Origin of the sequence: Brevundimonas sp. LPMIX5, from assembly GCF_003576505.1 — a bacterium.
GTDB classification, from domain to species: Bacteria; Pseudomonadota; Alphaproteobacteria; order Caulobacterales; family Caulobacteraceae; genus Brevundimonas; species Brevundimonas naejangsanensis.
Genome location: NZ_QWTZ01000017.1, coordinates 21,284 through 33,647, shown reverse-complemented (window position 1 = coordinate 33,647; position 12,364 = coordinate 21,284). Strand labels below are relative to the sequence as shown.

Sequence of the window (12,364 nt, the reverse complement as noted above, 5' to 3'; positions counted from 1 at the left end):
GGCTTTTTGTCCTGGGGTTTTATAGATTCATGACGCCGACCGATCTTCGCCATTGGGATGAGCTGGACCGGAACAAGTACCGGGACGAACGTGAGGTGGTGGCCGAACTGCTGGCCGCCGAACCCCTGACGCCTGATGGTCGCGCGGCGGTCCTGAACGACGCCATCGGCCTGGTCGAAAGCGCCCGCAAGAGCCAGAAGCGCCAGGGCGTGGTCGAAAGCTTCCTGCAGGAGTTCTCCCTGGGCACCCGCGAAGGTCTGGCGCTGATGTGTCTGGCCGAGGCCCTGCTGCGCACGCCCGATGCGGACACCCGCGACCGCCTGATCGCCGAGAAGATCGGCTCGGCCGACTGGGCCTCGCACCTGGGCCAGTCGGACAGCCTGTTCGTCAACGCCTCGACCTGGGGCCTGATGCTGACCGGTAAGCTGGTCGACGTCGACGATGAGGCCCGCAGCGACCTGCCGAACTTCCTCAAGCGCATCGCCGGCCGTCTGGGCGAGCCGGTCATCCGTCAGGCCGTCGCCACGGCCGTCAAGATCATGGGCGAGCAGTTCGTCGTCGGTCGTACGATCGAGGCGGCGCTGAAGCGTTCGGACCGCGAAAACTGGCTGTGCAGCTTCGACATGCTGGGCGAGGGCGCCCGCACCGCCGCCGACGCCGAACGCTATGAAAAGATCTACGCCGACGCCATCGAGGCCGTGGGCAGGACCGCCAAGGGCGAAGGCCCCGAGCGCGGCCACGGCGTCTCGGTCAAGCTGTCGGCCCTGTCGCCGCGCTATCAGGCGGTGCAGGAAGATCGGGTGTGGGAGGAGCTTTATCCCCGCATCCTGCGTCTGGCGCTGATCGCCGCCAAATACGACATCAACTACACCATCGACGCTGAAGAGGCCGACCGTCTGGCCCTGTCGCTGAAGCTGCTGGAGCGGCTGGCGCGCGAACCGGCGCTGGGCGACTGGCAGGGGCTGGGCCTGGCCGTTCAGGCCTATCAGAAGCGCACGACCGAGACAGTGGCCAAGCTGGCCGAACTGGCCAAGTCGTCGGGCCGCCGCCTGATGGTGCGTCTGGTCAAGGGCGCCTATTGGGACACTGAGATCAAGCTGGCCCAGGTCAACGGCCGCACTGACTATCCGGTGTTCACGACCAAGCCGGCGACCGACCTGAACTATCTGGTCTGCGCCAAGGCGTTGATCGAGGCCTCTCCCCACATCTTCTGCCAGTTCGCCACCCATAACGCCCACACCCTGGCCGCCGTGCACCGCATGGCCGCCGATCGCGGCGTGACCATCGAGTTTCAGCGCCTGCACGGCATGGGCGAGGCCCTCTACGACGGCGCCAAGGTCGAGTGGGGCGATGTCGTCGTGCGCGCCTACGCTCCTGTCGGCGGCCACGAAGAACTGCTGCCCTATCTGGTGCGCCGCCTGCTGGAAAACGGCGCCAACTCCTCCTTCGTCCACGCCCTGCTGGACGAGCGCGTGCCTGCGGCCGACGTGGCCGCCGATCCCATCACCTCGGTCGAGGCCCAGCCTGACCGCCATCCGAAGATCCCTGTGCCCATGAACATCTACGGTGACCGCAAGAACTCCCTCGGCCGCGACTATTCGCAGGCTTCCGACCGCGAGCTTCATGCGGCGGCCCTGGAGCGCGTCGACAGCGAGAAACTGACCGCTGGTCCGATCATCGGCGGCAAGCTGCGCGCCGGCGTGAACCCGCAGGATGTCACCAATCCCTATGACCGCAGCCGCGTGCTGGGCCATGTTTCCGAAGCCTCGGTTGAGGACGTCGACGCGGCCGTGGGCGCCGCCGCCGAGGCCCAGGTCGCCTGGGACCGTCTGGGCGGCGCGGGCCGCGCGCCCGTCCTGCGCGCCATGGCCGACGCGCTCGAAGCCGACCTCGACCGTCTGGTCGCCCTGCTGTCGCGTGAAGCGGGCAAGACGCTGAACGACGGCGTGGCCGAGGTGCGCGAAGCCGCCGACTTCTGCCGTTACTACGCCCAGCTGGCCGAGCGCGACTTCGGCGGCCGCCAGACCCTGAAGGGCCCGACCGGCGAGACCAACGAACTGGTCCTGCACGGGCGCGGCGTCTTCGCCGCCATCAGCCCGTGGAACTTCCCCCTGGCCATCTTCACCGGCCAGATCGCGGCCGCCCTGGCCGCCGGCAACGCCGTCGTGGCCAAGCCCGCCGAGCAGACGCCGCTGATCGCCGCCGAAGCCGTGCGCCTCTACTACAAGGCCGGTCTGAACCCCGACCTGCTGGCCCTGGTCCCGGGTCGCGGCGAGACGGTCGGCGTCGCCCTGACCAACCATCCGGGCGTCGACGGCGTGGCCTTCACCGGCGGAACCGACACCGCCAACGCCATCAACCGCGGCCTGGCCGCGCGCCCCGGCGCCATCATCCCCTTCATCGCCGAGACGGGCGGCCTGAACGGCATGTTCGTCGACACCACGGCGCTGAAGGAGCAGATCATCGACGACGTCATCCTGTCGGCCTTCGGCTCGGCCGGTCAGCGTTGCTCGGCCCTGCGCATCCTTTACGCGCCCAAGGATTCGGCCGACGCCCTGATCGAAGGCCTGAAGGGCGCCCTGGCCGCCCAGGTGCTGGGCGATCCGACCGACGCCAGGACCGACGTCGGCCCGGTGATCGACGCCGAAAGCCGCGCCAACCTGGAAGCCCACGTCGAGCGCCTGTCCAAGGAAGCCAAGATCATCGCCCGCGCCGAACTGCCGGCGGGCGCCGATAAGGGCGATCTGTTCGCCCCGGTCATCGCCGAAATCCCGACCCCGGACTTCCTGGAACGCGAAGTCTTCGGCCCGATCCTGCACGTCTACCGTTATGAGCCGAAGGATCTGGAGACGGTGGCGGGCAAGCTGGCCGCGCGCGGCTTCGGCCTGACGCTGGGCGTCCACAGCCGTATCGACGCCTTCGCCAAGGAAGTGATGGAGCTGGTCCCGGCGGGCAACGTCTACGTCAACCGCTCGATCATCGGCGCGGTGGTCGGTGTCCAGCCCTTCGGCGGCGAAGGCCTCAGCGGCACCGGCCCCAAGGCCGGCGGCCCCAACAGCCTGATCCGCTACGCCGCGGAAAAGGCCATCAGCATCAACATCGCCGCCCAAGGCGGCGACCCGGCCCTGCTGAATCTCTAAAGGATGTCGGCGCGTCGCTTCGGCGGCGCGCCGTATTTTTATCTTCTTGCCAAAAATCAGTCTAAGGAGAGCGGCAAGGAGCTCGAATGTCTGACCTTTTCCGCAGCGACAATGTCGTCGTCCGCAGCGTCCCTGCTTCGGACCTCAGCCGCTGGGTGGTGACGTTCGACAACTACGGTATCGGCCACGGTTTCGATCGCCCCGGCTTCGGCGAGGATTTCCTACGCAACGCAGGCATCTCGGCCATCCATGTGATGGGCGTCCGGGAGGACTGGTATCAGTATCCTGAGATGGCGGCCGCCATGCAGGCGGTGCGTCAGGCGACAGCGGGCGCCGAGCGGGTCATGACCTATGGCTCCAGCATGGGCGGCTATGCGGCGCTGCGCTTCGCTGACGCCGCCGGCGCCAACGCCGTGCTGGCGATCTCGCCGCAATATTCCATCGACCCGAAGAAGATGCCGTTTGAAACGCGCTGGCTTCAGGAGGGCCAGTGTATTGAGTGGCGGCCTGAGATTGAAGGTCGAATCGTTTGTGAGGTTAGGCCGATCGTGGTTTTCGATCCGATAGAAGACGGACGGCAGGTCGAGAGGATACAAGAAGACATCGATATCTGGCCGATCCGGCTGCCCCATGTCTCTCATCCCGCCAGCACATATCTGGCTGAGATAGGATTTCTAAAGCCGTTGGTGTTTCAGACGCTCTCGGGGGAATTGGACTCAGCCGCATTTGGAATCGAAGCCCGAAGACGCCGTCGAGCGAGCGGCTTCTACCTGTCCAAACTGGCGATGAGCCAGCCGGCGCATCGGCGGGGTCTTGCTTTCGATTTGGCAAGGTTAGCTGTGAAAACGAACCCTTCAAGTCCGCTCGTTGGCCTGGCGTTCGCCAAGCTGTTGTCAGCTGAGGGACAGCATGACGACGCCATCGAAAGGCTGGAGGGCATTGTCGCTTCGACCAATCGGGCGCCAGTCTATCTCATACCCTATGTAGACGCTCTGATGGCGGCGGGACGCTTTGAGGAGGCTCGACCTCATGCTCGAGAGGCGGTCGAAGCATTCTCACATCAGGCGCACCTTCACGCATGGGAAGGGTTTTTGCTGCAGAGCCTAGGTGAGAAACAGGCGGCTATTGAAGCTGTGGAGCGGGCGATCGCCCTGGACCCTAACCCGCAGTATCGGCAAATGCTGAAAGCCTACCGACGCGGTTCCGAGGCGGATGATCTCGGCCAGCGGCGCGTTGCAGGCTGGGCGGCACGCGGGCTTACCCGGCTTCGCTCGGTGATGCGAGGCCTTCGCAAGGCCTGAAAGGCGTTTAAGGCTGGTCCGCTGCGCTGTTGATCGCGAGGCTTTGCGACGAGCTATGCTCCGCGTTGCACGATGATCCCAAACGAGGTCGTGGAGAAGCCGGACAGAGCCATCTGCAGGTGGGGCTGCTCCCGATAAGGCGGCACGTCGATGTAGCGATCCACCGGGCCGTCTCCGGGGTTGAAATCGAAGGGCACGACGGTGTGCCCCTGTTGTCGTAGCCGTTGAGCGAGCGCCTCGAGATCGCGCCGCCGGAACAAGACCGTGCCCAGATTATCGACTGTCGCCTCGTTGGAACTGGTGTTGAACTCGGTGGTGTGAACGGCCCAACCGCCCGGCTTCAGGCACTGAATGGACCGTTCAATAAAGGCGAGGCCTTTTTCGATGGAACCAAGGTGTTCCAGTGCGCAGGCCGACCAGCAGAAGTCGAAATCGACAAACTCCGCCGGCACGTCGTTCATGTCGCACGCCTGGAAGGAGACGTTCTCGGTGAACAGATCATCAGGGCAGACGTCCGGTTTGCGTAGGGCTTCCTTGCCGACTGCGTGTTGATTGGTCAGGGTCCATCCCATCGCTTCGGCCATTTCGACATCCATGTCGGTGGCCAAGATGCGGCAGTTCTGAGAGGCGAAGAAGGCGCTCAGGGGCTCGGCTCCGACCCCGAAGCCCAGTCCGCGCGCGCCTGCAACGACCGCGCCGCGTTCCCATAAAACCTGACAGATAAAGACGAACTCCCACAGCTTGCGATGATAACGCAGGCCTTCGCGCAGGCGATGAGTCCAGTAAGAGAAATAGGCCTCGTGAAAGCTGTCCTGACGGCACAGGGTGCTGTGCGGAAAGGCCAGTTTAGCGGGCTCGCCCTGGATCATCGGGGGCTGACCGTGCCACTCTGCCCGAGCGGGCAGAGCCAGGCTGTTGTAAAATAGACGAGTTTCGCGCCGATGTTCTTCCAGGGCTAAGGAAAGAGCGTTTATTTGGTTGGTCGCCAGCTGAAATTTATTCGCGACCGCTTCTGCTTGACGGGCTTTTTTACGCCAGAACTTCAACGGGTTTATCAAAGCATTCTCGTCGGGAGGAGTTCGCGGTCGCCTCAAGGGCATCTTAACCCTGCTCGTATCGCATTTTAGCCTTCACGGGAAAGCCATCAGGGGCATTTTTCGTGCGGGCGATCAGCCCTTGATTTGCGGCCATCCGCCCGCACGGCTGAGCGCGCTGGGGTTGGGCTTGCCGATCTGGGCGCCGATCCAGCGGGCGGTTTCGATCAGCGTGTCCAGATCGTAGCCGGTCGAGTACCCGGCTCGCTCCAGCATGTAGACCAGATCCTCGGTGGCGATGTTGCCGGTCGCGCCGGGTGCGAAGGGGCAGCCGCCGATGCCGCCGACCGAGGCGTCCAGAACGTCCACGCCCGCCTCGACGCCCGCATAGGCGTTGGCCAGACCGGTGTTCCGGGTGTCGTGGAAATGCAGGCGCAGGGTCGCGCCGGGAGCAGCCTTGCGCGCGGCTTCGACCTTTTTCGTCACGCTCCAAGGATCGCCGACGCCGATGGTGTCGGCCAGGGCGATCTCCTCGACGCCCAAGGCGGCTATGCGGGCGACCAGGTCGCTGACCTGCTGGACCGAGACCTCGCCGTCGAACGGACAGCCCCAGACGCAGGACAGGGTGGCCGACAGCTTCGGCGTTGCGCCCGGCGCGCCGTCAGCATTGGCGCGGCCGGCGACGATGTCGGACAGCATCTGCACCTGCTGGTCGACGCTGAGGCCCTGGTTCTTCAGGCCGAAGCCGTTGGTGGCGGACATGGCGACATTGACCTCGTCCACCGCCGTGCCCAGAGCGCGGTCATAGCCCTTGCCGTTCAGGACGAGGCCGATGCGGCTGCGGCCCTCAAGGCGGGGCAGGGCGGCCATGACCTCTTCGGCGCCCGCCATCTGGGGCACGTATCTGGGGTGGACGAAGCTGACGGCCTCGATGCGTTTCGCCCCGGCCGCCTCCAGCCGCTGGACGAAGTCGGCGCGAACGGCGGGCTCAAGCACCGCCTTCTCATTCTGAAGGCCATCGCGGGGGCCGACCTCGACGATCTGAATGAAACGGCTCATGGGCGGATGCTTCGCTCGCCCGCCCCAGCCGGGGCATAGACGGTCAGGCGCACGTCGTCGCCCGAGGAATAGTTGTGGCCGCTGACCACGCCCACGGCGCGCCCGGCGGCGCCCAGTTCGGCCAGGGCGCGGCGGAAGGCCTCGTCGTCGCGGGCCTCGACGATGGCCGGACGACCCTCGGCCAGGGCGCGGGCGGCGCCGGCGCCGTCGGTTAGCTGGGTGTCCTTGCCGGTCAGGAAGACGAAGCTGGGCTCATGGAAGGTGGTGATGGCCACCGGCCCCGGATAGCGGCCTTGAGCGGGGTTCAGCTCGGCCGAGTCCAGCGTCTGCACCAGACGCGGCGCGATCGAGAGGGGACGCAACTGGCGGATGGTCCCGGCGAGCCCCGCGTGGGCCAGAACGCCGAAGACGACGGCGATCAGCATCCCGGTGATCGCCGCGCGGTTGACCAGCAGGAACCCGCCCACAGCGGCGGCCATGACGGCGAAGACGATGGTGACCGTAGCCCAGGTCTGGGCGGTCGAGCGGCCGAACTCGGTCAGGCCGTAGACGGTGATCAGGCAGATGATCACGGCTGCGAACAGGCCCAGCAAGGCGCCGGACACGCGCGAGACCTTGCCGATCGGCTGGGTCAGGGCGGCGGCGGCCAGCAGGGCGATCGCCCCGAAGGTCGGCAGGGTATAGTGCCACAGCTTGGTCGGCGCCAGTTCGAACATCAGCCAAGCCGGGACCAGCCAGCAGACGGCGAAGCGCACAGCCGGTTCCGCCCGGCGATGCCAGCCCGCCGACAGGGCGGCGGGCAGCATCAGGGTGACGGGAAACAGCAGCAGCGGCGACAGCAGCAGATACATGCCGGGGAAGCCGCCGTGGCTTTCATGAGCGCCCGCGATCTTGGGCGCCAGATCGCCGCCGATGGCCTCGCGCCAGAAGCCGCCGTCGGTGGCGATGGTGATGGCGATGGCCCACGGCCCGACCAGCAGGGCCACCAGCGGCAGGCCCCAGCCCCAGCCCAGCTGCCCCAGCCACCGAATGTTCCGGTCCCACAGCGACAGGGCGATGATGGTCAGGGCCACGACCAGCAGGCCGATCGGTCCCTTGATCAGGATGGACAGGCCGATGCCCGTCCAGAACAGCAGCTTGTGCAGCCGATCGGCCTTCTCGCCCGCTCGCGTGGACATATAGATGCGCGCCAGCGCCGCCATCGACAGGGTGGTCAGGCCCGCCAGCATGGCGTCGGTCTTGGCGATGCCCGCCTCGGTCGACAGCAGGAAGGTCGCGCCCAGCATCACGCCCGCCAGGAAACCCGCCCTCTGGCCGAACAGGGCCGCGCCCGCCCAGGCTACGGCCCAGGCCGCGAGCATGGCGCCCAGCAGCGACGGCAGGCGATAGGGCTGGATGTTGCGGTCCTCGACGTCCGAGGTCGCGGCGACGGCCGCCGCCTGCATCCAGTAGATGCCGATGGGCTTCTTCCAGCGCGGATCATCCTGGAAGCGGATGTCGACATAGTCGCCGCCCTCCAGCATCTGGGCCGTCGCCTGAGCGAAACGGCTCTCGTCCCGATCGAGCGGCGGCAGCAGCAGCAGGCCGGGCAGACCCGCAATCAGAGCCAGCAGGGCCGCAAGGACGGGGCCGCGCCAGCCGGCGATGTAGCGATCCAGGTTCGGGCGGTTCATGCCGCACTCGTATCACGCCCGGTGCGGCGCCCGGAAGCTTCACCTTGTGCGACGGCTGTGGACGCGCCGTTTCGCCGAGGCGCGGCCTGCGCTAAAGAGCGTCGATGATCGACCGCTCCGCTTCCTCGCCCGATATCTCCGTCGTCGTGCCCGTGCATGATGAATCCGGCGCCGCCGTGCCTCTGGCGCGCGAAATCGCCGAGGCTTTCGCCGGGCGGTCCTATGAGATGATCTTCGTCAACGACGCCAGCCGCGACTCGACGCTGGCCGAGCTTCAGGCGGCGATGGCCGAACTGCCCGCCCTGCGGGTGCTGTCGCACGGGACCAATGCGGGGCAGAGCCGGGCGGTGCGCACCGGAGTGCTGGCCGCGCGGGCGCCGATCGTGGTGACGCTGGACGGCGACGGCCAGAACCCGCCCGCCGATGCGCCGCGTCTGGTCGACGCCCTGCTGGCCGCTCCGCCCAGCGTCGCCCTGGTCGGCGGGGTGCGGGCCAAGCGTCAGGACAGCAACGCCAAGCGCCAGGCGTCGCTATGGGCCAACCGCATCCGCAGGAAACTGCTGGGCGACGACGCCGACGACACCGGCTGCGGGCTGAAGGCCTTCCGCCGCGACGTCTTCCTGCGCCTGCCCTACTTCGATCACATCCACCGCTACCTGCCCGCCCTGATGATCCGCGAGGGGTATGAGAACCGCTACCTCGACGTCGATCATCGCCACCGCGAGACGGGCCGGTCGAAATACACCAACTGGGGTCGGTTGCGCGCGTCCTTCTCGGACCTGCTGGGCGTGATGTGGCTGAAGTCCCGCTCGCGGCGTCCGGGGGCGATCAGCGAGTTCTGAGGCCCCTAGCTGAACGCCAGAAAAATCACCGCCACCACTGTGGCGTCGAACAGGCGGGCGGCGAGGCTGAGAACGGCGGGCATGGCGCGATCCGAAGACGGTTGAGCCTGCGTCCTCGCAATTCAGGCGCCAGTCGCCGTCAGATCTCGGTCTTGCGCGCGCGTCCCGGCGAGGGGCGCCGGTCGTGCCGTCCCGAATACTCCCGGCCCAGATAGGTGGTTCGCGCCGCATCCAGCACCGGAACGCCGCCCTTCAGCCCGCGCTTCTGCCCCGACTGGCCCAGCACCTGGGCGGCGAAGGCGGCGGGCGGGGGAGGCGGGGTGACGGCAGGCTTTGCCGGGGAGGCGGCAGGATCAGCCGCCTCTTCCGGTCCCTCGGCCTCGGTCGGGACCAGGGCGCGCGCGCGACGCCGCTCACGGCGACGGCGGTCGGTCTCGCGCCGATCCTCGACGACAGGATCGTTCATCGGACCCGCGGCGCCGACCGGACGGATCTCGTCCGTCATGCCGGTTCAGCCCTTGGACTGGGCGAGGCGGTCGATCTGGGCCCGCATCTCGTCCATCTGGCGGCGCATCTCGTCCAGCGCGGCGTCTTCCTTGGCCGGTTCCGCCTTGGCGGCGGCGGGCGGGGCCTCGGCCGCTTCGCCCTCCGGACGAGCGTGGGCGAAGCCGGGGAACATCCGCATAGCGCGTTCGAACATGGCCATGTTCTGGCGCACGGCCTCTTCCATCAGATTGCTGCCGGGCGCAGCGGCGAAGGCGCGGGTGAACTGACCGCGCAACTGCTCCTGCTGGCGGGTGAAGGTATCCAGCGACATCTCCAGATACGACGGCAGCACGCCTTGCATGGAGTTGCCGTAGAAGCCGATCAGCTGACGTAGGAACTGCACCGGCAGCAGGGCCTCGCCCCGGCTCTCCTCCTCGAAGATGATCTGGGTCAGGATCTGGCGCGTCAGATCATCGTTGGTCTTGGCGTCATAGACGGTGAATTCCACGCCTTCGCGCACCATCCGCGCCAGATCGTCCAGCGTCACATAGGCGCTGGTGGCGGTGTTATAGAGCCGCCGGTTCGCATATTTCTTGATGACGACCATGCCGTCACGGGTTTTTCCGCCCTCGGATTTCTTGTCGGCCACGCTTGTTCTCGCGATGTTGCAACGCCCAAGCATCCCGCATTGCGGCGGCGAAGGCGAGTCCCGTCTTTCGTTGCGGCCTCAGCCGTTGACCAGCACCACGCCGATCAGCACGGCGGCCCAGTGGACGCCCGCGCCCGTCACCACAAAGCCATGCCAGATGGCCCGGCGGAACTTCACCTTCTGGCTGATGAAGACGAAGACCCCGGCGGTGTAGATCAGCCCGCCCGCGACCAGCAGGCCCAGCGCCAGCGGATGCACCGTCTCGATCATCGGCTTGAGCGCAAACACGGCCACCCAGCCGAACAGAACGTAGATCACGCTCCAGAAGGCGTCGGACAGGCGCGGCGCCAGCATCTTCACGCCTGCGCCGACAAAGGCCATCGTCCACACGGCGATGGTAAAGCCCACGGACCAGGCGCCCTCGAACCGCACGGTCGTGAACGGGGTGTAGCTGCCCGCAATCATCAGGAAGATCGCCGCCTCGTCCAGCCGCCGCAGCACCGGCCGCGCCGCACACGGGTGGGTCAGGTTGTAGATGGTCGAGGCCGTCAGCATGCCTACCAGGCAAAGGGCGTAGATGGCCGTCGAAACCGCCGCGCCGACGCCCGCATAGACGCTGGCCAGCACCGCCAGCACCACGCCTCCCGCCGCCGCCAGCGCCAGACCCACGGCGTGGACCCACAGATCGGCCAGTCGCTCGGCCCGCGTCTGATAATGCTCGATCATGTCGAACTCGTCCGGGGTGCAGATGCGGCGGGTCAGACTTTTCAGCATGGGCGGGCTTTCGACACGGCGACGTCTCCTTCCCCTTGTGAAAGCGCGGCTGCGGGCATCGTTCCTTCACCATGCTGCGGCGCGGCGATGACGTTTTGCTGATTGCTGCAACGCAACAGGTGACGGCCGCATTCGAATGCGGCACAACCTCGCGCGAAAGATTTCTCCAGGGAGTGAATAAAAATGACCGACGTCGTCATCGTCTCCGCCGCCCGCACGCCGGTCGGCTCCTTCCTCGGCGCCCTGTCGACCCTTCCGGCCTCCAAGCTGGGCGAGGTCGCCATCAAGGCGGCGCTGGAGCGCGCGGGCGTGGCCGCCGCTGATGTGGACGAGGTGATCCTGGGCCAGGTGCTGCAGGCGGGCGCAGGCCAGGGCCCGGCGCGTCAGGCCGCCATCGGCGCCGGCCTGGCCAATGAGACTCCGGCCTGGAGCCTGAACCAGCTGTGCGGGTCGGGCCTGCGCGCCGTCGCCCTGGCCTATCAGCAGATCGTGCAGGGCGACGCGAAAATCGTCGTCGCCGGCGGTCAGGAAAGCATGAGCCAGTCGCCTCACGCCCAGCAGATTCGCACCGGCCAGAAGATGGGCGATCTGACGCTCAAGGACACCATGATCCTGGACGGCCTGACCGACGCCTTCCACGGCTATCACATGGGCCAGACGGCCGAGAATATCGCCGCCAAATGGTCGATCGACCGCGAGGCTCAGGACGCCTTCGCCGTCGCCTCCCAGAACAAGGCCGAGGCCGCCCAGAAAGCTGGAAAGTTCGCTGACGAAATCGCGCCCGTGACGATCTCCACGCGCAAGGGCGATGTGGTCGTCGATCAGGACGAATACATCCGCCACGGCTCCACCATCGAGGCGATGCAGAAGCTGAAGCCCGCCTTCGTCAAGGACGGCACGGTGACGGCCGCCAACGCCTCGGGCATCAACGACGGCGCGGCCGCCCTGGTGCTGATGTCGGCTGAGGAAGCCAAGGCGCGCGGTCTGGAGCCGCTGGCCCGCATCGCGTCGTGGGCCACGGCGGGCGTCGATCCGGCCATTATGGGCACCGGCCCGATCCCGGCGTCGAAGAAGGCGCTGGAGAAGGCGGGCTGGACCGTCGCCGACCTGGACCTGATCGAGTCCAACGAAGCCTTCGCCGCCCAGTCGCTGTGCGTGGTCAAGGAGCTGGGCCTCGACCCGGCCAAGGTCAACGTCAACGGCGGCGCCATCGCCATCGGCCACCCCATCGGCGCGTCCGGCGCGCGCGTCCTGACCACCCTGCTGCACGAGATGAAACGCTCGGGCGCCAGCAAGGGTCTGGCGACTCTGTGCATCGGCGGCGGCATGGGCGTGGCCATGTGCGTCGAGCGCTAAGGCGCGAAGCCACAGGCTGAAACGGGAAAGGCCGGCGAGCAATCGCCGGC

Annotated in this window: 10 protein-coding genes; 4 read left to right on the top strand and 6 right to left on the bottom strand. The window is 67.0% G+C overall.

Annotation, left to right across the window (positions count from 1 at the left end; translation table 11 throughout):
• The first annotated feature begins 29 nt into the window (after positions 1–29).
• Both putA and D1604_RS14380 read left to right on the top strand, forming a co-directional pair.
• Complete coding sequence (putA, locus tag D1604_RS14385) at positions 30–3,140, top strand: bifunctional proline dehydrogenase/L-glutamate gamma-semialdehyde dehydrogenase PutA (RefSeq protein ID WP_119413847.1); 3,111 nt, start codon at positions 30–32, stop codon at positions 3,138–3,140.
• 86 nt (positions 3,141–3,226) lie between these two features.
• Positions 3,227–4,441 (top strand): tetratricopeptide repeat protein, encoded by a 1,215-nt coding sequence (locus tag D1604_RS14380; protein WP_119413846.1) that lies wholly within the window; start codon positions 3,227–3,229, stop codon positions 4,439–4,441.
• A gap of 53 nt (positions 4,442–4,494) precedes the next feature.
• On the opposite strand, the gene D1604_RS14375 is transcribed toward D1604_RS14380, so the two are convergent.
• From D1604_RS14375 to D1604_RS14365, 3 genes are all read right to left on the bottom strand, one after another.
• Positions 4,495–5,487 (bottom strand): class I SAM-dependent methyltransferase, encoded by a 993-nt coding sequence (locus D1604_RS14375; RefSeq protein ID WP_158584946.1) that lies wholly within the window; start codon positions 5,485–5,487, stop codon positions 4,495–4,497.
• A gap of 123 nt (positions 5,488–5,610) precedes the next feature.
• Positions 5,611–6,534 carry a hydroxymethylglutaryl-CoA lyase gene (locus D1604_RS14370; protein ID WP_119413844.1) on the bottom strand — a complete coding sequence of 308 codons (924 nt, stop codon included), beginning with the start codon at positions 6,532–6,534 and terminating at the stop codon, positions 5,611–5,613.
• Positions 6,531–8,207 (bottom strand): ArnT family glycosyltransferase, encoded by a 1,677-nt coding sequence (locus D1604_RS14365; RefSeq protein WP_119413843.1) that lies wholly within the window; start codon positions 8,205–8,207, stop codon positions 6,531–6,533. Before D1604_RS14365 ends, D1604_RS14370 begins: the two co-directional genes overlap by 4 nt.
• 104 nt (positions 8,208–8,311) lie before the next feature.
• Here D1604_RS14365 and D1604_RS14360 point away from each other — a divergent pair, with 104 nt between their 5' ends.
• Positions 8,312–9,049, top strand: a complete 738-nt coding sequence (locus tag D1604_RS14360; RefSeq protein WP_024355243.1) for a glycosyltransferase family 2 protein — start codon at positions 8,312–8,314, stop codon at positions 9,047–9,049.
• A gap of 139 nt (positions 9,050–9,188) precedes the next feature.
• On the opposite strand, the gene D1604_RS14355 is transcribed toward D1604_RS14360, so the two are convergent.
• The 3 genes from D1604_RS14355 to trhA all read right to left on the bottom strand — a co-directional run bounded on the left by D1604_RS14355 (position 9,189) and on the right by trhA (position 10,958).
• Entirely contained in the window at positions 9,189–9,554 is a 366-nt protein-coding gene (locus D1604_RS14355) for a hypothetical protein (RefSeq protein ID WP_119413842.1), read from the bottom strand.
• Positions 9,555–9,560: 6 nt separating this feature from the next.
• Positions 9,561–10,142, bottom strand: coding sequence for a polyhydroxyalkanoate synthesis repressor PhaR (gene phaR / locus D1604_RS14350; protein WP_119413863.1), 582 nt, complete (start codon positions 10,140–10,142; stop codon positions 9,561–9,563).
• A gap of 120 nt (positions 10,143–10,262) precedes the next feature.
• Positions 10,263–10,958, bottom strand: coding sequence for a PAQR family membrane homeostasis protein TrhA (gene trhA / locus D1604_RS14345; RefSeq protein ID WP_119413841.1), 696 nt, complete (start codon positions 10,956–10,958; stop codon positions 10,263–10,265).
• Positions 10,959–11,141: 183 nt separating this feature from the next.
• Here trhA and D1604_RS14340 point away from each other — a divergent pair, with 183 nt between their 5' ends.
• Positions 11,142–12,314, top strand: a complete 1,173-nt coding sequence (locus D1604_RS14340) for an acetyl-CoA C-acetyltransferase (RefSeq protein ID WP_119413840.1) — start codon at positions 11,142–11,144, stop codon at positions 12,312–12,314.
• The last annotated feature ends 50 nt before the right edge of the window (positions 12,315–12,364 follow it).